At 57.7% G+C, this 18886-nt stretch carries 18 protein-coding genes and 3 tRNA genes; 15 read left to right on the top strand and 6 right to left on the bottom strand.

What is annotated here, in order from left to right:
• Window positions 1–61: 61 nt before the first annotated feature.
• The gene (locus ACTG2U_RS11775; RefSeq protein WP_439974514.1) at window positions 62–2035 is read left to right on the top strand and encodes a DNA topoisomerase III; all 1974 of its coding nucleotides are present in this window, start codon (window positions 62–64) and stop codon (window positions 2033–2035) included.
• A gap of 40 nt (window positions 2036–2075) precedes the next feature.
• On the opposite strand, the gene ACTG2U_RS11770 is transcribed toward ACTG2U_RS11775, so the two are convergent.
• Window positions 2076–2516, bottom strand: a complete 441-nt coding sequence (locus tag ACTG2U_RS11770; RefSeq protein WP_439974513.1) for a DUF417 family protein — start codon at window positions 2514–2516, stop codon at window positions 2076–2078.
• A 13-nt stretch (window positions 2517–2529) separates the two neighbouring features.
• Window positions 2530–3063 carry a carboxymuconolactone decarboxylase family protein gene (locus ACTG2U_RS11765; protein ID WP_421321390.1) on the bottom strand — a complete coding sequence of 178 codons (534 nt, stop codon included), beginning with the start codon at window positions 3061–3063 and terminating at the stop codon, window positions 2530–2532.
• A 101-nt stretch (window positions 3064–3164) separates the two neighbouring features.
• Between ACTG2U_RS11765 and ACTG2U_RS11760 the strand changes: the two genes are divergently transcribed.
• Entirely contained in the window at window positions 3165–3995 is an 831-nt protein-coding gene (locus ACTG2U_RS11760) for a cupin domain-containing protein (protein ID WP_439974512.1), read from the top strand.
• Window positions 3996–4034: 39 nt separating this feature from the next.
• On the opposite strand, the gene ACTG2U_RS11755 is transcribed toward ACTG2U_RS11760, so the two are convergent.
• Both ACTG2U_RS11755 and ACTG2U_RS11750 read right to left on the bottom strand, forming a co-directional pair.
• On the bottom strand, window positions 4035–5390 hold the full coding sequence (locus ACTG2U_RS11755) for a TrkH family potassium uptake protein (RefSeq protein ID WP_439974511.1): 1356 nt from the start codon (window positions 5388–5390) through the stop codon (window positions 4035–4037).
• Entirely contained in the window at window positions 5387–6040 is a 654-nt protein-coding gene (locus tag ACTG2U_RS11750) for a potassium channel family protein (protein WP_005339863.1), read from the bottom strand. Before ACTG2U_RS11750 ends, ACTG2U_RS11755 begins: the two co-directional genes overlap by 4 nt.
• A gap of 127 nt (window positions 6041–6167) precedes the next feature.
• On the opposite strand from ACTG2U_RS11750, the gene murB reads away from it, so the two are divergent.
• Window positions 6168–7205, top strand: a complete 1038-nt coding sequence (gene murB / locus ACTG2U_RS11745) for a UDP-N-acetylmuramate dehydrogenase (RefSeq protein WP_439974510.1) — start codon at window positions 6168–6170, stop codon at window positions 7203–7205.
• Window positions 7202–8167, top strand: coding sequence for a bifunctional biotin--[acetyl-CoA-carboxylase] ligase/biotin operon repressor BirA (gene birA / locus ACTG2U_RS11740; protein WP_439974509.1), 966 nt, complete (start codon window positions 7202–7204; stop codon window positions 8165–8167). Before murB ends, birA begins: the two co-directional genes overlap by 4 nt.
• An 80-nt stretch (window positions 8168–8247) precedes the next feature.
• Here birA and coaA read toward each other — a convergent pair whose 3' ends face one another.
• A complete protein-coding gene (gene coaA / locus ACTG2U_RS11735; protein WP_005339877.1) occupies window positions 8248–9186 on the bottom strand; it encodes a type I pantothenate kinase in 939 nt (312 codons plus the stop codon).
• On the bottom strand, window positions 9183–9332 hold the full coding sequence (locus ACTG2U_RS11730; protein WP_180342851.1) for a hypothetical protein: 150 nt from the start codon (window positions 9330–9332) through the stop codon (window positions 9183–9185). Before ACTG2U_RS11730 ends, coaA begins: the two co-directional genes overlap by 4 nt.
• A 117-nt stretch (window positions 9333–9449) precedes the next feature.
• Here ACTG2U_RS11730 and ACTG2U_RS11725 point away from each other — a divergent pair.
• The 11 genes from ACTG2U_RS11725 to rpoB all read left to right on the top strand — a co-directional run bounded on the left by ACTG2U_RS11725 (window position 9450) and on the right by rpoB (window position 18819).
• Window positions 9450–9534, top strand: a tRNA-Tyr gene (locus tag ACTG2U_RS11725).
• Window positions 9535–9572: 38 nt separating this feature from the next.
• A tRNA-Gly gene (locus ACTG2U_RS11720) sits at window positions 9573–9647 on the top strand.
• A 168-nt stretch (window positions 9648–9815) separates the two neighbouring features.
• Complete coding sequence (tuf, locus tag ACTG2U_RS11715; RefSeq protein WP_236353834.1) at window positions 9816–11000, top strand: elongation factor Tu; 1185 nt, start codon at window positions 9816–9818, stop codon at window positions 10998–11000.
• A 53-nt stretch (window positions 11001–11053) separates the two neighbouring features.
• Window positions 11054–11130: transfer RNA gene (locus ACTG2U_RS11710), tRNA-Trp, on the top strand.
• 60 nt (window positions 11131–11190) lie between these two features.
• Window positions 11191–11562: a preprotein translocase subunit SecE gene (gene secE / locus ACTG2U_RS11705; protein WP_005306322.1), complete on the top strand. Its 372-nt coding sequence runs from the start codon at window positions 11191–11193 to the stop codon at window positions 11560–11562.
• 9 nt (window positions 11563–11571) lie between these two features.
• Window positions 11572–12123 carry a transcription termination/antitermination protein NusG gene (gene nusG / locus ACTG2U_RS11700; RefSeq protein ID WP_005306318.1) on the top strand — a complete coding sequence of 184 codons (552 nt, stop codon included), beginning with the start codon at window positions 11572–11574 and terminating at the stop codon, window positions 12121–12123.
• A 134-nt stretch (window positions 12124–12257) separates the two neighbouring features.
• Window positions 12258–12686 carry a 50S ribosomal protein L11 gene (gene rplK, locus ACTG2U_RS11695; protein ID WP_005339887.1) on the top strand — a complete coding sequence of 143 codons (429 nt, stop codon included), beginning with the start codon at window positions 12258–12260 and terminating at the stop codon, window positions 12684–12686.
• Window positions 12687–12690: 4 nt separating this feature from the next.
• Window positions 12691–13392, top strand: coding sequence for a 50S ribosomal protein L1 (gene rplA / locus ACTG2U_RS11690; RefSeq protein WP_005339888.1), 702 nt, complete (start codon window positions 12691–12693; stop codon window positions 13390–13392).
• 256 nt (window positions 13393–13648) lie between these two features.
• On the top strand, window positions 13649–14149 hold the full coding sequence (gene rplJ, locus ACTG2U_RS11685) for a 50S ribosomal protein L10 (RefSeq protein ID WP_005339895.1): 501 nt from the start codon (window positions 13649–13651) through the stop codon (window positions 14147–14149).
• 51 nt (window positions 14150–14200) lie between these two features.
• A complete protein-coding gene (gene rplL, locus ACTG2U_RS11680; protein WP_005306304.1) occupies window positions 14201–14566 on the top strand; it encodes a 50S ribosomal protein L7/L12 in 366 nt (121 codons plus the stop codon).
• A gap of 224 nt (window positions 14567–14790) precedes the next feature.
• Window positions 14791–18819: a DNA-directed RNA polymerase subunit beta gene (rpoB, locus tag ACTG2U_RS11675; RefSeq protein WP_429013283.1), complete on the top strand. Its 4029-nt coding sequence runs from the start codon at window positions 14791–14793 to the stop codon at window positions 18817–18819.
• Window positions 18820–18886: the final 67 nt, after the last annotated feature.

Raw genomic sequence — 18886 nt, 5'->3', positions numbered from 1 at the left:
TTGGGCTTTCGCGGTGGCAGTTGTATACTGTCTGCATATACAGTATTGCAGGTAGCCACCGATGCGACTCTTTATCGCCGAGAAGCCCACGCTGGGCCGCGCCATTGCCGATGCCCTGCCCAAGCCCCACAAGAAGGGCGACGGTTTTATCGAAACAGCCCAGGGGGATGTGGTCACCTGGTGTATCGGCCATCTGCTGGAGCAGGCCGAGCCCGATGCCTATGACGCCGCCTTCAAGCAGTGGCGGATGGAGCATCTCCCCATCATCCCCGCCCAGTGGCAGCTGGTGGCCAAGCCCAAGACCAAAACCCAGCTCACCGTCATCAAGCGACTGATCAAGCAGGCGGACTGCGTGGTCAATGCCGGTGACCCGGACCGGGAAGGGCAGTTGCTGGTGGATGAGGTGATCGACTTTCTCGGCTACCCGAAATCCAAGCCGGTGCAGCGCTGCCTCATCAGCGATCTCAACCCGCCAGCGGTGCGCCGCGCTCTCGAGAAGCTGAGGGACAACAAGGAATTCGTACCGCTGGCGGTTTCCGCACTGGCCCGCAGTCGGGCCGACTGGCTCTATGGCATCAACATGACTCGCGCCTATACCCTGCTCGGGCGCAAGGCGGGTTGCAGCGAGCTGCTTTCGGTCGGTCGGGTGCAGACCCCGCTGCTCGGGTTGGTGGTGCGGCGGGATCTCGAGATCGAGGCCTTCGTGCCCAAACCCTTCTACGAGGTGTTGGCCCATCTGCTGACCGACGGCAACGAGCGTTTCACCGCCAAGTGGCTGCCATCGGAAGCCTGCCTGCCGTGGCAGGATGAGGAGGGGCGGGTGCTCAACCGGGCGCTGGTCGACAAGGTGGTTAGCCGGATCAACGGCCAGAGCGCACAAGTTGAGTCGGTGGAGGAGCAGGCCCGCAAGCAGGCTGCGCCGCTGCCCTATAACCTCTCCAGCCTGCAGATCGATGCCGCCAAGCGATTCGGTATGGATGCCAAGCGGGTGCTCGATATCTGCCAGAGCCTCTACGAGCGTCACAAGCTCATCACCTATCCGCGATCCGATAGCCGCTATCTGCCGACCGACCATTTCAAGCGGGCCGAGCAGGTGCGCGGCGCCATCGCCGCTACTGCGCCCGCGCTGGCCAAGGCAGTTGCCGAGGCGGACGGCAAGATCCGCAGCAAGGCGTGGAACGACAGCAAGGTGGATGCCCACCACGCCATCATCCCCACCGAGAAGCAGGGCAACCCCGCCACGCTGGGGGCCGACGAGGCGAAGCTCTATGGCCTGATTGCCCGCCAGTATCTGCTGCAGTTCTATCCCCCATTCGAATACAACGACAGCAAGGTGCTGCTGCGCATCGCCGGTGGCCTGTTTCAGGCCAAGGCGCGGCGCATTCTGAAAGCGGGTTGGAAGGCACTGCTCGGGGTCGAGGAGGATGACGACGAAGAGAAGGCGGGCACGCTACCCGCACTGAAGGAGGGAGAGCAACTGCTCTGTGAGCGGGGCGAACTGCTGGAGAAGATGACCCAGCCGCCCAAGTCGTTCACCGATGCCACCCTGCTGGCGGCCATGACCGGCATCGCCCGCTATGTGCAGGATCCCGAGATCCGCAAGACCCTGCGCGACACCGATGGCCTCGGCACAGAAGCGACCCGTGCCGGTATCATCGATCTGCTGTTCAAGCGCCGCTTTCTGGTGCGTCAGGGCAAGAGCATCAAGGCGACCCCGACCGGGCGGGCGCTGGTGCAGGCGTTGCCAGCCACCGCCACCACGCCGGATATGACGGCGCTGTGGGAGCAGAGCCTCGGCCAGATCGCCGAGCGTCACGGCAGCTACCAGCAGTTTATGGGCCCGCTCACCGAGCAGCTCAACGGCCTGATCGAGGGGGCGCGGCAGGACTCCGGCGCCAGCTTCAGCGCCCTGCCCAAGGAGGCGCCGGGTGCCAGCAAGCGGCGCTTTGCCAAGCGCAAGAGTCCGGCGGCCAGCACGACTGGCGGGCCCCGACCGCGCAAGACGGCCAGTAAGCGTCAGACCAGGGCGGCATAACGAAAAAAGGCGCCCATCCTGGGCGCCAAAGGCATTGTTGTCAGGCTGCCTGAGTGGACAAGCTGGCACGGATCCTGTGCTGGTAGTGCAGAACCACACCGAGAAACACCAGATCCTTGAACAGGAAGAACTCGGTGACTGGCACGCCGTCAACCATCTTCCAGACACCTGTCAGGGTCAGCAGGAAGCTCAGCGTCGCCAGGAAGGTGACGATAGCCCCCATGCTGCACCAGTAACCGATGCGAGGTTGCCACAGACCCACGACCAGTCCGATGGCGATCACTATCTCGACCACCCCGATCAGGTTCGATACGCTCTGTTCCGACAGGGGGCCATAGAGCCAGCTCATCAAGGGGTGGCTGTCTACCAGTGGTTTGATGGCGGCGGCCTCTGTCGGGGTAAACTTGAAGACGCCGATCCAGAGCAGGGTCAATACCACGCCCGCCAGAGCGACCAGAAAGCCTTTGTCATGTTGCTGCATGGGGGCTCCTTGTTTAAGGGGTCAGAGTGACGGGTGGGAAGTCGATCTCGGTCGCCGCCAGGTGGTTGCCATAGTTGGTCAGGGTATTGACCACCACCTGGCCGAGCACCTCCAGCAGCAGCTCGTCATCTACGCCTGCGGCACGGGCGCTAGCAAGCTGCTCGTCACTGATCACCCCGCGCTGACTGACCAGCGCTGTTGCCAGTTGCAGCAGGGCGTGATCAAGGGGAGCCGAGGCCTGGCCGAGCCGGGCAGCCCGGATCTCCTGAGCCGAGAATCCGGCCTTGCCCGCCAGTAGTGTGTGGGCAGACAAACAGTATTGGCAGGCGTTGGCTTGACCTATGGCCAGTGCCAGCAACTCCCGTTGTGGGGCAGTGAGGCGCCCCTTGCCAAGCGCCTCGGCAAAGGCCAGGAAGCCATTGAGCAGGGCTGGTGAGTGGGCCAGGGTGGCGTAGAGATTGGGCACCATACCCAGATTGCGGTGCAGGGTGGTCAGGGTCTGGGCGGCTGCGGGTTGCGGTTGGGATACGGGTTGGATACGGCTCATGATCTTCTCCTGTGGTAGTGAAGGTACGGGAGACAGTGTGCCGTCATTCGTGATACGGTTTATCACTCATCGTCTGCAAATAAATACTATTCGTCTCAAATATGGATCCGCTCTCTGCCCTGTTGGTTCATGCCTCCCCCGCAGCCAAGATCTTCTTCGCCGGCAACCTGTGCCAGAACTCCTCCAGTGATGATTACCCGAGTGGCGGACATCTTCATCTGCTGCGCAGTGGCGCCGTCATGTTGCGTGAAGAGGGGGGTGCCAGCTTGCTGCTCGAGGAGCCGACCCTGATCCTGTTCCCTCGGGGACGTCCTCACAAGCTTGAACCCAGAATGCTGGGAGGGTGTGATTTGGTGTGCGCCAATGTCGCATTCGGCAAGGGGGGCGCATCGCCGTTGCAACTGGCATTACCGGGCTCGCTGGTGCTGCCGCTACGTGAGTTGCCTGCCCTGACGCCGGTGCTGAACCAGTTGTTTGACGAGGCATTTCATCCCCGCTACGGGCAGGATCCGCTGATCTCCCGCTTGCTGGAGGTACTGTTGATCCTGCTGCTGCGTCATCTGGTCGAGCAAGGGGTGTGTCAGCAGGGGATGCTGGCAGGCATTTCCGATCCCCAGTTGGCCAAGGCGATCTCGGTGATGCATCAGCGTGGGGATGAACCCTGGACGGTGGCCACGCTGGCGCGGGAGGCTGGCATGTCGCGGGCCCGCTTTGCCGCGAGGTTTCAGGAGCGGGTTGGTCAAGCGCCGCTGGGTTATCTGACCCACTGGCGCATGGCGCTAGCGTGCCAGCAACTGCTGGCGGGGGAGCCCATGGTGCAGGTGGCGTTGGGGGCGGGGTACAGCAGCAGTGTTGCCTTTGGTCGGGCATTCGAGCGGGAGCTGGGGGTGAGCCCGGGGCGCTGGCTCAAGGCGCAACAACAAGCCGAATAAAAACGGGGCAGCCAGTGGCTGCCCCATTTTCATAACCGGTCAGCCGGTATAGACGTTCTCTTCCGGATAACGGATGCGGGTCTCGACCGGGCGGGCCAGCATAAAGGCCAGGGTCAGCGGGCCGAGACGGCCGCAGATCATCACCAGCACCAGGATCAGCTTGCCCGGCTCGCTCAGGGAGGCGGTGATGCCGGTGGAGAGGCCGACGGTGGCAAATGCCGAGATGGTCTCGAACATGATTTTGTCGAACGGCAGATCCTCGGTCACCATCAGCAGGAACATCGCCAGCATCAGCACCATGGTGCTGACGATGATGATGGCCAGCGAGCGGGTCACGATCTGGGGCGACAGGGTGCGGCCAAAAGCGGTGACATGGGGCCGTTTGGTCAGAAACGCCTTGGTCGCCAGCAGCACGACTGCGAAGGTGGTGACTTTGATACCACCACCGGTGGAGGTGGCACCGGCACCGATAAACATCAGCATCATCAGGAACAGCAATGCCGCCGGGGTCATCAGCCCGATATCTATGGTATTGAAACCGGCGGTACGGGCGCTGGCAGACTGGAAGAAGGCAGCCAGCAACTGGCCACCGACACCGGCCTTGCCGAGGGTGCCGGGGTTGTTGTGTTCCAGCAGCCAGAACATCAGGGTACCGGCCAGTAGCAGCGCTGGGGTCATCAGCAGCATCAACTTGCTGTGCAGCTTCAGCTTGCGCCAGCGGCGGTTGCGCACCAGATCGACGATGACGGTAAAGCCGATCCCCCCCAGGATCAGCAGACCGGCGATGGTCAGGCTGATGATGGGGTCGTCCCTAAAGTCCATCAGGTTGTTGGCAAACAGCGAAAACCCGGCGTTGTTGAAGGCCGATACTGCGTGGAAGAAGCTGACATAGAGGCCGTGCACCCACCCCATCTCGGGCACCCAGCGGATCGCCATGATGCCGGTACCGATCAGTTGGGCGATAAAGGCGAACAGGACGATCCGTTTGACCAGCTGAATGATGTTGACCGAGCCTTCCTGTCCCAGCGCCTCCTTGGCCAGAACCTGCTGGCGCAGACCGACCCGCTTGCTGAAGATGGCGATCAGCAGCAGGGTCATGGTCATCTGGCCCAGACCGCCGATCTCCATCAGCATCAACAGGAAAATCTGCCCCTGCAGGGTGAAGGCGGTGCCGGTATCCACCACGCCAAGACCTGTCACGCTGATGGCCGAGGTGGCGGTAAACAGGGCGTTGACGAAGGTAACCTCGCCATTGTGGCTGGAGGGTTGCACCAGAAAGATGGTGCCAATCAGCAGAATGATCAGAAAGCTGCCGAGGATCAGCCGGGCTTCGCTCCAGCGAGAGTCCTGCTCCCGATGGAGGGCGAAGGCGTAGCTGCTGCGCCAGTTGATCATAGGGTTTCGAGCCAGTGGTCGATGGCGTGCTTGTTGCCCGCCAGGATCAGGATGTCGCCCAGTTGCAGCTCCATCTTGCCGGTCAGCACGTTGTGCAGCACGTCACCACGCTTGATGGCGAGCAGCTGGAAATCGCTCTGTTGCAGCAGGTGGAAGTCGCCCAGTTCCCGGCCGTTCTGTTGCAGGCCGATCACGAACTCGGTCAGCACCATGTCGTGGCCCAGCTCCAGATAGTCGAACAGCCGGTTGTCCAGCATGCTCTGGGCGACCCGGCGGCCCATGTCCCACTCCGGGTTGATCACCTTGTCGGCGCCCACTTTCTGCAGGATCTTGGCGTGGAACTTGTCGCGCGCCTTGACCCACACCTTCTTCACGCCTGCCTCTTTCAAGACGAGGGTGGTGAGGATGCTGGTCTCCAGGTTGTCACCGATGGCAACGAAGACGATATCGAAATTGGCCAGTCCCAGCTCGGCCACGGTGGCCTCATCGGTGGCATCCGCCACGATAACGTGATTGCAGAGGGCGGCGATTTGCCGGGTCTTGCTCTCGTCGATATCGATGGCTAGTACTTCGGCATCTTGCCGTTGCAGCTCTTCGCACAGCGCGCTGCCAAACAGGCCCAGGCCGATGACGGCAAACTGGTTGTTCATGAGTTATTCCTCAGCAGTTGAAGTCGCCTACTCTAAACCACTGCTATTCCCCCGAAAAGGGCTCGGGTTTTTCGTCATGGGGCAACTTGAGGTAGACTGCGCCCTTGCACCAAGCCGGGATAGACCGATGAAACTGAATGCCAACGCCTCCTTGTTGAAGCTCAACACCCTTGCCCTCGATGCGTACTGCCTCTGGCTGGCCGAGGTAGAGCAGGTTGCCGATCTGGCAACCCTGCGTGCTGATCCACAGTTCAACCAGTTGCCTCGCCTCAATCTGGGCGGCGGCAGCAACATGCTCTTCACCACCGATTTTCTCGGTCTGGTGGTGCTCAACCGGCTCAAGGGGATTACCGCTGAAGATGGTGGTGATCACTGGTTGCTCCATGTGGCGGCTGGTGAAGATTGGCATCAGCTGGTGCGCCATACCTTGCAACAGGGCTGGTTCGGGCTGGAGAATCTGGCGCTCATTCCCGGCACGGTTGGTGCGGCGCCGGTGCAGAACATCGGTGCCTATGGCGTTGAGCTGGCCGACTTCTGTTCCTATGTCGAGGCGTTCAACTGGCAGAGTGGCGAGATTGAACGGATCGCGGCGGCAGAGTGCCGCTTCGGTTATCGCGACAGCATCTTCAAACACGAGTATCAGGATTCCCACCTGATCACCGCCGTCGGGCTCAAACTGCCCAAGGCGTGGCAACCGGTGCTGGGCTATGGCCCGCTGGCAGCGCTCGGTGACGCGCCTTCGGCGCAGGTCATCTTCGATACCGTCTGTGCCACCCGCATGGCCAAGCTGCCGGATCCCGCCGTACTCGGCAATGCCGGCAGCTTCTTCAAAAATCCGGTGGTGCCTGCCGCGCTGGCGGAGTCGCTCAAGTCGCGCTACCCGCAGATGCCCTGCTATCCGGCTGGAGAAGGGCAGGCCAAGCTTGCGGCGGGCTGGCTCATCGATCAGTGTGGTCTGAAAGGTTTCGCCATTGGTCGCGCCGCTGTTCATCAGGAGCAGGCGCTGGTGCTGGTCAATCTGGGGGGCGCCAGTGCCATGGAGCTGATCGCGCTGGCGGCTCATGTCCGCGACAGCGTGGAGCAGACGTTTGGCGTGGTGCTGGAGCACGAGGTGCGTTTTATGGGTGCGCACGGTGAAACCTGGCTCGACGAGGTGCTCTCATGACCCTTACTCCCATCAGACAGACCCTGATCACTCTGCTCAGCGACGGCCAGTTTCACTCCGGCGAACAGCTGGGTGAGCAGCTCGGCATCAGCCGGGCTGCGGTAAGCAAACACATGGCTGCGCTCAAGGAGCTGGGGCTGGATCTCTTTAGCCTGACCGGCAAGGGCTACCGATTGGCGGTACCGATGGCGCTCTATGATCAGGCCACCTTGCAGGCACTGGCCCCGATGGCGCCGGTGCACTGTTTTCCGGTCATCAGCTCGACCAACCAACACCTGCTTGATCGGGTCAATGAGCTGCGCTCTGGCGAGAGCTGTCTGGCCGAGTGTCAGACAGCCGGGCGCGGTCGTCGTGGCAAACCCTGGATTTCGCCGTTCGGTTGCCAGCTGATCCTCAGCATGTACTGGCGACTCGAACAAGGCATGGCGGCGGCCATGGGGCTCAGTCTGGCGGTCGGCGTGGCAGTGGTTGAAGCGCTGGAGTCCCTTGGTTATCAGGGGGTCGAGCTCAAGTGGCCGAACGACCTCTACTATCAGGGCCGCAAGCTGGCGGGCATTTTGGTAGAGATGAGCGGTAGTGCCGGGGCCAGCTGTCATCTGGTGATCGGCATCGGTCTCAATCTGGCGATGCCTGCCCGCGAAGGGGAGAAGATCGATCAGGCCTGGGCCGAGCTGCGTCACATCAATCCGGAACTGGTGGATCGCAATCAACTGGCGGCCCGGATGATCATCCATCTGCAGCGGGCGCTGCACACCTTTGAGCAGCAGGGGCTGGCAAGCTTTGTCGATGACTGGAACCGGCTCGATCACTTTGCCGGTCGCCCGGTGCGCTTGTTGATGGGGGATCAGGAGATCCGCGGCATCGCCCGTGGCATCGACGATCGCGGCGCCCTGCGGCTGGAGACAGGCGAAGGGATCAAATTCTATCTGGGGGGCGAGCTCTCCCTGCGCCGGGGCGACTGAGGGTCAGCAAGGCCGCTCATGATGCCAAACAGAAGAGGGGGCCTGCGAGCCCCCTCTTCGTTATCCGGCAATGGCTGTCATCATTTGCGCAGTTTGATCTGCTCGATGGCGTGCTCATGGCCCTTGGTCATGATCAGGTTGGCTCGCTCACGCGTTGGTAGGATATTTTCTTGCAAATTCAGATAGTTGATATCTTGCCAGATGTTGCTGGCGATCTGGGTCGCCTCACTCTCCGCCAGCTTGGCGTAGTTATGGAAGTAGGAGTCGGGATCCGAGAAGGCGCCGCTGCGGAATTTCAGGAAGCGTTCGATATACCAGGTACGCAGTAGTTCGGCATCGGCATCCACATAGATGGAGAAGTCGACGAAGTCCGACACGAAGACCCGATGGGGCTCCTGAGGGTAATCCATGCCGCTTTGCAGCACATTGAGCCCTTCCAGGATCAGGATGTCCGGCTGCTCCACCACCTTCTTCTCATCGGGAATGATGTCGTAGATAAGGTGGGAGTAAACCGGCGCTTCGACCTTCTCGTGACCAGCGCGGATGTTGGCGACAAACTCCACCAGATGGCGGATGTCGTAGGATTCCGGGAACCCCTTGCGGCGCATCAGGCCGCGCTCTTCCAGTACCTTGTTGGGATAGAGGAAGCCGTCGGTGGTGACCAGTTCTACCCGCGGGTGTTCCGGCCAGCGCTCCAGTAGGGCCTGCAGAATACGGGCCGTGGTGCTTTTGCCCCCCGCCACACTGCCGGCAATGCTGATGATATAGGTGCCCTTGCCACGGGACTGGCCGAGGAACTGCTCCAGCACCCGGCTGCGACGCTGTTTGGCTTTGACATAGAGATTGAGCAGGCGGGAGAGAGGCAGATAGATCTCTTCCACTTCCCGCAATGACACCTTCTCGTTGATCCCGCGCAGGGTCTGCAGATCGTGTTCGGTCAGGGTCAGTGGGACCGAATCGCGCAATAACGCCCATTGTTCGCGGGTGAATTGCAGATAGGGGTTATGCTCTGTCGTCATGGTGTCATCACTGTTTCTTGGGCACGGCGACCATACACCAAGGGTGGGGGAGCGACAAGGGACGCAGCAGGATTGGCTTGTTTGCCCCCGCTTTTTTGCAAACTTCCCAGCAATAAAGCATATTTTGCCGGGTTCAATGGTTGCATCCCCCAAATCCTTACAATAAAATGCGCGACGCTTGACTGTCTGTCGTCTATTTGCCGTGCAAAAGCGATAAACACAACGGGTGCAAGCAGAATTACCGTTGTGACAATCTGGCGTCTGGAGGGGTTCCCGAGCGGCCAAAGGGATCAGACTGTAAATCTGACGGCTCTGCCTTCGAAGGTTCGAATCCTTCTCCCTCCACCATATTTCTCTGCGGTTTGAGTTCTTTGGGTTAGAGAAATGCGGGCATCGTATAATGGCTATTACCTCAGCCTTCCAAGCTGATGATGCGGGTTCGATTCCCGCTGCCCGCTCCAAGATGCTGATATGGCTCAGGCGTTAGCAGAGCCGCACCCTAGGGTGAGTTCGGCAAGCGAACCAGCCATCAGTACCTCTCTCTTTCCCACCAGATTCAAATCCATCATATAAACTGTTCTGTGGTTAGCTTGCCACCGCGTACTCAGCGTTAGTTTAGAGGGACGATCATGTCTAAAGAAAAATTTGAGCGTAATAAACCGCACGTTAACGTGGGTACCATCGGCCACGTTGACCACGGTAAAACCACCCTGACTGCAGCTATCACCAACGTGCTGGCCAAGCACTTCGGTGGTAAAGCTTTCGCCTTCGACCAGATCGACAAGGCACCGGAAGAGCGTGAGCGTGGTATCACCATCAACACCTCCCACGTAGAATACGACACCGCTACCCGTCACTACGCCCACGTAGATTGCCCGGGTCACGCCGACTACGTTAAAAACATGATCACCGGTGCTGCCCAGATGGACGGCGCGATCCTGGTAGTAGCAGCGACTGACGGCCCGATGCCGCAGACTCGTGAGCACATCCTGCTGGGTCGTCAGGTAGGCGTTCCGTACATCATCGTGTTCATGAACAAGTGTGACATGGTAGATGACGAAGAGCTGCTGGAACTGGTCGAGATGGAAGTTCGTGAACTGCTGTCCGAGTACGACTTCCCGGGTGATGACCTGCCGGTAGTTCGTGGTTCTGCACTGAAAGCGCTGGAAGGCGACGCTCAGTGGGAAGAGAAGATCCTGGAACTGGCTGGCCACCTGGACAGCTACATTCCGGAGCCGGAGCGTGCGATTGACCAGCCGTTCCTGATGCCGATCGAAGACGTATTCTCTATCGCTGGCCGTGGTACCGTAGTTACCGGTCGTGTAGAGCGCGGTATCGTTAAAGTAGGTGAGACCGTAGAAATCGTTGGTATCAAAGATACCGTTTCTACCACCTGTACTGGTGTTGAAATGTTCCGCAAGCTGCTGGACGAAGGTCGTGCAGGCGAGAACATCGGCGCCCTGCTGCGTGGCGTGAAGCGTGAAGAAGTTGAGCGTGGTCAGGTACTGGCCAAGCCGGGCACCATCAAGCCGCACACCAAGTTTGAATCTGAAGTGTACGTGCTGTCCAAAGAAGAAGGTGGTCGTCATACCCCGTTCTTCAAAGGCTACCGTCCGCAGTTCTACTTCCGTACTACCGACGTGACCGGTACCATCGAACTGCCGGAAGGCGTAGAGATGGTAATGCCGGGCGACAACATCAAGATGGTTGTTACCCTGATTGCGCCGATCGCGATGGACGACGGCCTGCGTTTCGCTATCCGTGAAGGTGGCCGTACCGTAGGTGCTGGTGTTGTAGCTAAAGTTATCGCTTAATCTTTGGCTTACATAAATAAAGCAAAGCCCCTATAATAGGGGCTTTCTTGTGTAGGGGCGTAGTTCGAATTGGTAGAACAGCGGTCTCCAAAACCGATGGTTGCGGGTTCGAGTCCTGCCGCCCCTGCCATATACCTCGTCTCGTACGGGGCTTTTGTGTCTTTGGTTACGTCAGATACAGGTGGGTTGTATGAGTGTTAGTTCTGAGAGCCAGGGCGGAAGCAAGGATACCCTGCTTTGGGGCCTGGTTTTCATTATCCTGGCGGCCGCTGTAGTGGGTAATTACCTGCTCAACGATGTTGTCGCTGCCGTCCGCGCCCTGGGTGTGGTCGTTGTCATTGCTGCTGCTGGTGCAGTAGCCCTGCAAACCACCAAGGGAAAGGCAACACTGGCATTCGCCCGTGAGTCTCGCCTGGAAGTCCGCAAGGTCGTATGGCCGACCCGTCAGGAAGCCATTCAGACAACCCTGATTGTGCTGGCGGTGACCGCCGTGATGGGGCTGCTGCTGTTCGTTCTGGACGGTGCCTTGGTCTGGTTGGTCAACCTGATTACCGGTGTGTAAGGATAAGCCATGACTGAACAACGTGAACAACGTATGAGATGGTATGTCGTGCAGGCTTTTTCCGGCTATGAAGGCCGTGTAGCCAAGTCCCTGCGCGAACATATCAAGATGCATGGCATGGAAGACATGTTCGGTGAAGTACTGGTCCCGACCGAAGAAGTGGTCGAGATGCGTGCTGGCCAGAAGCGCAAGAGTGAGCGCAAGTTTTTCCCGGGTTATGTCTTGGTCCAGATGATCATGGATGAAACCACATGGCACCTGGTGCGTAACGTACCGCGTGTCATGGGCTTCATCGGCGGTACTTCCGACCGTCCGGCACCGATCTCCGACAAAGAGGCCGATGCCATCCTGAACCGTCTGCAGGATGCCCACGACAAGCCGCGTCCGAAAACCCTGTTTGAACCGGGTGAAATGGTGCGGGTTGCCGATGGTCCGTTTGCCGACTTCAACGGTACCGTTGAAGAGGTCGATTATGAGAAGAGCCGCGTGAAGGTCTCTGTACTGATCTTCGGTCGTTCTACTCCTGTTGAACTGGATTTTGGTCAGGTCGAAAAAGGCTGATTGAATTCTGTACGTTTAACGGTTGTCAGGGGCAGCGAATATCTCTATAATTCGCTGCCCCTTTATTAGTTGGGGAGCCGTTTGCAGGAGCAAGTCTCCGAGGCGCTAGAACCCATTTTTGAGGTATTTTCCTAATGGCTAAGAAAGTCACAGCTTATATCAAGCTGCAGGTTGCTGCTGGTGCAGCCAACCCGTCTCCTCCCGTTGGTCCTGCACTGGGTCAACACGGTGTTAACATCATGGAATTCTGTAAGGCGTTCAATGCTCGTACAGAGAAGCTGGAAAAAGGTTCACCGACTCCGGTCGTGATCACCGTTTACAGCGACCGTTCCTTCACCTTCGAAACCAAGACTCCGCCTGCTTCCTTCCTGCTGAAGAAAGCTGCTGGCATCAAGTCTGGTTCTTCCAAGCCGAACAAAGACAAGGTTGGTAAGGTGACCGTTGCTCAGCTGCAAGAAATCGCCAAGACCAAAGAGCCGGATATGACTGGTGCCGATCTGGATGCAAAAGTACGTTGCATCGCAGGCTCCGCTCGTTCCATGGGTCTGGTAGTGGAGGATTAAGACAATGGCTAAACTTTCCAAGCGTATGCGCGTTATTCGCGAAAAAGTTGACGGTACCAAAGAGTACTCCATCAACGAAGCCATTGCCCTGCTGAAAGAACTGGCTACCGCCAAGTTCGTTGAAAGCGTTGACGTTGCTGTCAACCTGGGTATCGACGCTCGTAAATCTGACCAGAACGTACGTGGTGCTACTGTACTGCCGCACGGTACCGGTCGTGATGTACGCGTTGCCGTATTTACTCAAGGTGCCAACGCCGAAGCAGCTAAAGCTGCCGGTGCTGACCTGGTTGGTATGGATGACCTGGCCGATCTGGTTAAGAAAGGCGAGATGAACTTCGACGTAGTTATCGCATCCCCGGATGCCATGCGCGTTGTTGGTCAACTGGGTCAAATCCTGGGCCCGCGCGGCCTGATGCCGAACCCGAAAGTTGGTACTGTAACTCCTAACGTTGCCGAAGCTGTCAAGAACGCCAAGGCTGGTCAGGTTCGTTACCGTAACGACAAGAATGGTATCATCCATACCACTCTGGGTAAGGTTTCTTTCAACGAAGTTCAGCTGAAAGAAAACTTGGAAGCTCTGCTGGTTGCCCTGAAAAAAGGCAAGCCCTCTTCCGCCAAAGGTCAATTCATCAAGAAAGTCAGCATCTCCACCACCATGGGTGCCGGTGTTGCCGTAGACCAAGCTTCTCTGGAAGCTCAGGCCTAATTGATGGGTTTTACAAGGCGCAAAATTTAATCTATAATTTTGCGCCTTGATTGGTTGGGGGTTTCGACCTCCGTCCAAGACCGCAGGAGGCTGCAAAGCCTTAATGTTTCCTGCGTAGACGGTGCCGGAAACCCAGCGAGAAAGATTCTTTCTCTTCTGGAATCCTGCTACCGCATCGTTCCCCTCTGTTGTAAAGGTAGGGGGGATGTGTCAGTACTGGGTCAATAGACCCGGATTCAATCCAGGAGTTAAGCCAATGGCATTGGGACTCGAAGACAAAAAGGCAATTGTTGCTGAAGTCAACGAAGCTGCCAAAGGCGCTCTTTCTGCAGTTGTTGCCGATTCTCGCGGTGTAACTGTAGACAAGATGACCGTCCTGCGTAAAACCGCTCGTGAAGCCGGTGTGTACATGCGCGTTGTGCGTAACACCCTGCTGCGTCGCGCGGTAGAAGGTACCGAATACGAGTGCCTGAACGACGCATTTACCGGTCCTACCTTGATTGCTTTCTCTAACGAACACCCGGGCGCTGCTGCTCGTCTGTTCAAAGAGTTTGCCAAAGCGAACCAAAAGTTCGAAATCAAGGCTGGCGCTTTTAACGGTGAGTTTATCGCCGCAGCACAAATTGATCGTCTGGCCACGCTGCCGACTTACGAAGAAGCAATTGCGAAGTTGATGGCGACTATGAAAGAAGCCTCTGCTGGCAAGCTGGTTCGTACTATCGCTGCTGTTCGCGACCAGAAACAAGCTGCTGCTTGATTCTCGCCTATCTAGGCTGTTTGAGTTTATTCAACATCAGGAATTTTTGTCATGTCTATCACTAAAGACCAAATCATCGAAGCCGTTGCTTCCATGTCCGTAATGGAAGTTGTTGAGCTGATCGAAGCTATGGAAGAGAAGTTCGGTGTTTCTGCCGCTGCTGCCGTAATGGCTGGCCCGGCTGCTGCTGAAGCAGTAGAAGAGAAGACCGAGTTCGACGTAGTTCTGACTGCTGCTGGCGCCAACAAAGTTGCCGTTATCAAAGCCGTTCGTGGCGCTACCGGTCTGGGCCTGAAAGAAGCCAAAGATCTGGTAGAAGCTGCTCCGGCTAACCTGAAGGAAGGCGTGTCCAAGGACGAAGCTGAAGCTCTGAAGAAAGAGCTGGAAGCTGCCGGTGCTTCTGTTGAGATCAAATAATCTGCATTTATGTAGATTAGCCTGATAAAACAGGCTAGGGCTGGTGAATTTTTGTTCACCAGCCTTTTTGCGCTGTAGACTGAGAGCATTTCACACCGTTTACGACTCTCGGTGCACCAGCAATCCGGACTGTCTTCTTTCGTCCGGGCCAACACAAAACGGTGTTGAGACAGAGCTGTCCCGCGGGACAGAGTGGGTCACTTATCAGCGAGCTGAGGAACCCTATGGTTTACTCTTATACCGAAAAAAAACGCATTCGTAAGGACTTCGGTAAGCGAGACCAGGTACTGGACACGCCTTATCTGTTGTCCATTCAGCTGGACTCCTTCAAGCAGTTCATCGAGGCTGACCCGGAAGGTGAATATGGCCTAGAGGCCGCTTTCCGTAGCGTTTTCCCGATCACCAGTTACTCCGGTAGTGCTGAGCTTCAGTATGTCAGCTATCGCCTGGGTGAGCCGGTATTTGACGTAAAAGAATGCCAGATCCGTGGAGTGACCTACTCCGCGCCGCTGCGTGTCAAGCTTCGTATGGTTCTGTACGACCGTGAAGCAGCTGCCGGCACCGTCAAAGACATCAAGGAACAAGAAGTATACATGGGCGAAATTCCGCTCATGACCGAGAACGGCACCTTTGTTATCAATGGTACCGAGCGGGTTATCGTCTCCCAGCTGCACCGTAGCCCGGGCGTCTTCTTCGACCACGATAAAGGCAAAACTCATTCATCCGGTAAGGTACTGTATAACGCTCGCGTTATCCCCTACCGTGGCTCCTGGCTGGACTTCGAGTTTGATGCGAAAGACAACCTGTTTGTCCGTATCGACCGTCGTCGCAAACTGCCAGCATCCATTATTCTGCGCGCCCTGGACTTCACTTCCGAACAAATCCTGGCCACCTTCTTCGAGACCATCGGTTTTGAAGTAAAAGATGGCAAGTTGATGATGGATCTGGTGCCGGAGCGTCTGCGTGGTGAAACTGCGACCTTTGACATCGTGGCCAATGGCGCCGTGGTGGTTGAGACCGGTCGTCGTGTGACTGCGCGTCACATCCGTCAGTTGGAAAAAGATGCCGTTACCCAGATTGAGGTACCGGTTGAGTATGTTGTTGGCAAAGTTGCTGCCAAGGACTACGCACATCCGCAAACTGGCGAGATGGTCGTGATCGCCAACCAGGCGCTGAGCCTGGAAGCGATCGCCAACCTGTCCCAAGCCGGCTTCAAGCATTTCGAGGTTCTGTTCACCAACGAACTGGATCACGGTGCTTACATGTCCGAGACCCTGCGTGTCGACTCCAGCTCCAACCGTTTGGAAGCGCTGGTCGAGATCTATCGCATGATGCGTCCGGGCGAGCCGCCTACTCGCGAAGCTGCAGAACAGCTGTTCGAAAACCTGTTCTTCTCCGCCGAGCGTTACGACCTGTCTACCGTAGGTCGGATGAAGTTCAACCGCCGTCTGGGTCGTGAAGACGAGACTGGCGCTGGTGTACTGACCAAAGACGACATCGTCGATGTGATGAAGCGCCTGATCGACATCCGTAACGGTAACGACGAAGTGGACGATATCGACCACTTGGGTAACCGTCGTATCCGTTCTGTCGGTGAAATGGCTGAAAACCAGTTCCGCGTCGGTCTGGTGCGTGTCGAGCGTGCGGTCAAGGAGCGTCTCTCCCTGGGCGACCTGGACACCCTGATGCCGCAGGATCTGATCAATGCCAAGCCGATCTCCGCCGCAGTCAAAGAGTTCTTTGGTTCCAGCCAGCTGTCCCAGTTTATGGACCAGAACAACCCGCTCTCCGAAGTGACCCACAAGCGTCGTATCTCCGCGCTGGGCCCGGGTGGTTTGACTCGTGAGCGTGCCGGCTTTGAAGTCCGAGACGTACACCCGACCCACTACGGTCGTCTGTGCCCTATCGAGACTCCTGAAGGTCCGAACATCGGTCTGATCAACTCTCTGTCCGTGTACTCTCGTACCAACGAGTACGGTTTCCTCGAGACCCCGTACCGTAAGGTCATTGACGGTGTGATCACCGACGAAGTGGACTACCTGTCTGCTATTGAAGAAGGCAAGTACGTGATCGCACAGGCTAACGCCGCGACCACCGAAGATGGCCGTCTGAAAGATGAATTGATCCCGTGCCGTCACAAAGGTGAATCCACCTTTATGAACGCCGACCAGATCCAGTATATGGACGTGAGCCCGCAGCAGATCGTATCTGTGGCAGCGGCTCTGATCCCGTTCCTGGAACACGATGACGCGAACCGCGCATTGATGGGTTCAAACATGCAACGTCAGGCTGTACCGACTCTGCGTGCTGACAAGCCGCTGGTAGGTACCGGTATGGAACGCGCTGTGGCCGTTGACTCCGGTGTAACCGTAGTGGCCAAGCGTGGTGGCGTAATCGACTATGTCGATGCCTCCCGTATCGTCCTGAAGGTCAATGAAGATGAGCTGATGCCAGGCGAAGCCGGTATCGACATCTACAACCTGACCAAATACACCCGTTCCAACCAGAACACCTGTATCAACCAGCGTCCTTGCGTGATGTTGGGTGAGCCGGTCATGGCTGGCGACGTACTGGCTGACGGCCCGTCCACCGATCTGGGTGAACTGGCGCTGGGTCAGAACATGCGCGTCGCGTTCATGCCGTGGAACGGTTACAACTTCGAAGACTCGATCCTGGTGAACGAGCGTGTTGTTCAGGAAGATCGCCTGACCACCATCCATATCCAGGAACTGGCCTGTATCTCCCGTGACACCAAACTGGGTCCGGAAGAGATCACTGCTGACATCCCGAACGTGGGTGAAGCCGCTCTGTCCAAACTGGACGAGTCCGGTATCGTCTACGTGGGTGCCGAAGTGAAGGGCGGCGACATTCTGGTCGGTAAGGTAACCCCGAAAGGTGAAACCCAGCTGACGCCGGAAGAGAAGCTGCTGCGCGCCATCTTCGGTGAGAAGGCGTCCGATGTGAAGGACTCCTCCCTGCGTGTACCGAACGGTGTGTACGGTACCGTGGTTGACGTGCAAGTCTTTACCCGCGATGGCGTGGAAAAAGACAAGCGCGCCAAAGAAATCGAAGAGATGCAGCTGAAGGAAGCGAAGAAGGACTTGACCGAAGAGTTCAAGATCCTGGAAGACGGCATTTTCGGCCGCTCCCGCAACCTGCTGCTGGCCGCCGGTTACAGCGAAGATCGTCTGAACAAGCTCGATCGCTCCAAGTGGTTTGAACTGGCCATCGAAGACGAAGGCAAGCAGACCGAACTGGAACAGATCGCTGAACAGCACGTTGAGCTGAAAGCCGAGTTCGACAAGAAATTCGAGAACAAGCGTCGCAAGATTATCCAGGGTGATGATCTGGCACCGGGCGTACTGAAAATCGTCAAGGTTTATCTGGCAGTCAAGCGTCGCATCCAGCCGGGTGACAAGATGGCGGGCCGTCACGGTAACAAGGGTGTTATCTCCAAGATCTGTCCGGTCGAGGATATGCCTCATGACGAGTTCGGCCGTCCGGTCGACATCGTACTGAACCCGTTGGGCGTACCATCCCGTATGAACATCGGTCAGATCCTCGAAGTGCACCTGGGCCTTGCGGCCAAGGGTATCGGCGAGAAGATCGATCGCATGGTCAAAGAGCAGCGCGAGCTGCACGAGATGCGCAACTTCCTGCAACAGGTCTATGACCTGGGCGAGAAGGACACCCAGCAAGTGAACATCGCCGAACTGTCTGATGACGACGTACGTACCCTGGTGGGTAACCTGCGTAAGGGTCTGCCGGTTGCTACTCCAGTGTTTGATGGTGCCAAAGAGCGCGAAATCAAAGCCCTGCTGAAGCTGGCCGATCTGCCGGAATCCGGTCAGATTGATCTGTTCGATGGCCGTACCGGTAACCGCTTCGAGCGTAAAGTAACCGTTGGTTACATGTACATGCTCAAGCTGAACCACTTGGTCGACGACAAGATGCACGCGCGTTCTACCGGTTCTTACAGCCTGGTTACCCAGCAGCCGCTGGGTGGTAAGGCTCAGTTCGGTGGTCAGCGTTTCGGTGAGATGGAAGTGTGGGCCCTGGAGGCTTACGGTGCGGCATATACCCTGCAGGAAATGCTGACCGTCAAGTCTGACGATGTGAATGGCCGTACCAAGATGTATAAGAACATCGTGGATGGCGACCACCGTATGGAGCCGGGCATGCCCGAATCCTTCAACGTATTGCTGAAGGAAATCCGCTCTCTGGGTATCAACATCGAGCTGGACGAAGAGTAAGAGCTCGCTCTTATTGTTCGAGAATTGACGTGGGCGCCCCGCTGTTTTGGCAGCCGGGGCGCCGAGG

It is taken from the genome of Aeromonas sp. 95A (assembly GCF_051919235.1).
In the GTDB taxonomy this organism is placed as follows: domain Bacteria; phylum Pseudomonadota; class Gammaproteobacteria; order Enterobacterales; family Aeromonadaceae; genus Aeromonas; species Aeromonas veronii.
The sequence above is the reverse complement of the archived record's forward strand: the minus strand, read 5'-3'. Positions and strand labels throughout refer to the sequence as shown.

Coding starts and splice junctions, on each gene's coding strand:
- ACTG2U_RS11775 (WP_439974514.1), top strand. CDS start 62: ATGCGACTCTTTATCGCCGAGAAGCCCACGCTGGGCCGCGCCATTGCC.
- ACTG2U_RS11770 (WP_439974513.1), bottom strand. CDS start 2,516: ATGCAGCAACATGACAAAGGCTTTCTGGTCGCTCTGGCGGGCGTGGTA.
- ACTG2U_RS11765 (WP_421321390.1), bottom strand. CDS start 3,063: ATGAGCCGTATCCAACCCGTATCCCAACCGCAACCCGCAGCCGCCCAG.
- ACTG2U_RS11760 (WP_439974512.1), top strand. CDS start 3,165: ATGGATCCGCTCTCTGCCCTGTTGGTTCATGCCTCCCCCGCAGCCAAG.
- ACTG2U_RS11755 (WP_439974511.1), bottom strand. CDS start 5,390: ATGATCAACTGGCGCAGCAGCTACGCCTTCGCCCTCCATCGGGAGCAG.
- ACTG2U_RS11750 (WP_005339863.1), bottom strand. CDS start 6,040: ATGAACAACCAGTTTGCCGTCATCGGCCTGGGCCTGTTTGGCAGCGCG.
- murB (WP_439974510.1), top strand. CDS start 6,168: ATGAAACTGAATGCCAACGCCTCCTTGTTGAAGCTCAACACCCTTGCC.
- birA (WP_439974509.1), top strand. CDS start 7,202: ATGACCCTTACTCCCATCAGACAGACCCTGATCACTCTGCTCAGCGAC.
- coaA (WP_005339877.1), bottom strand. CDS start 9,186: ATGACGACAGAGCATAACCCCTATCTGCAATTCACCCGCGAACAATGG.
- ACTG2U_RS11730 (WP_180342851.1), bottom strand. CDS start 9,332: ATGCAACCATTGAACCCGGCAAAATATGCTTTATTGCTGGGAAGTTTG.
- tuf (WP_236353834.1), top strand. CDS start 9,816: ATGTCTAAAGAAAAATTTGAGCGTAATAAACCGCACGTTAACGTGGGT.
- secE (WP_005306322.1), top strand. CDS start 11,191: ATGAGTGTTAGTTCTGAGAGCCAGGGCGGAAGCAAGGATACCCTGCTT.
- nusG (WP_005306318.1), top strand. CDS start 11,572: ATGACTGAACAACGTGAACAACGTATGAGATGGTATGTCGTGCAGGCT.
- rplK (WP_005339887.1), top strand. CDS start 12,258: ATGGCTAAGAAAGTCACAGCTTATATCAAGCTGCAGGTTGCTGCTGGT.
- rplA (WP_005339888.1), top strand. CDS start 12,691: ATGGCTAAACTTTCCAAGCGTATGCGCGTTATTCGCGAAAAAGTTGAC.
- rplJ (WP_005339895.1), top strand. CDS start 13,649: ATGGCATTGGGACTCGAAGACAAAAAGGCAATTGTTGCTGAAGTCAAC.
- rplL (WP_005306304.1), top strand. CDS start 14,201: ATGTCTATCACTAAAGACCAAATCATCGAAGCCGTTGCTTCCATGTCC.
- rpoB (WP_429013283.1), top strand. CDS start 14,791: ATGGTTTACTCTTATACCGAAAAAAAACGCATTCGTAAGGACTTCGGT.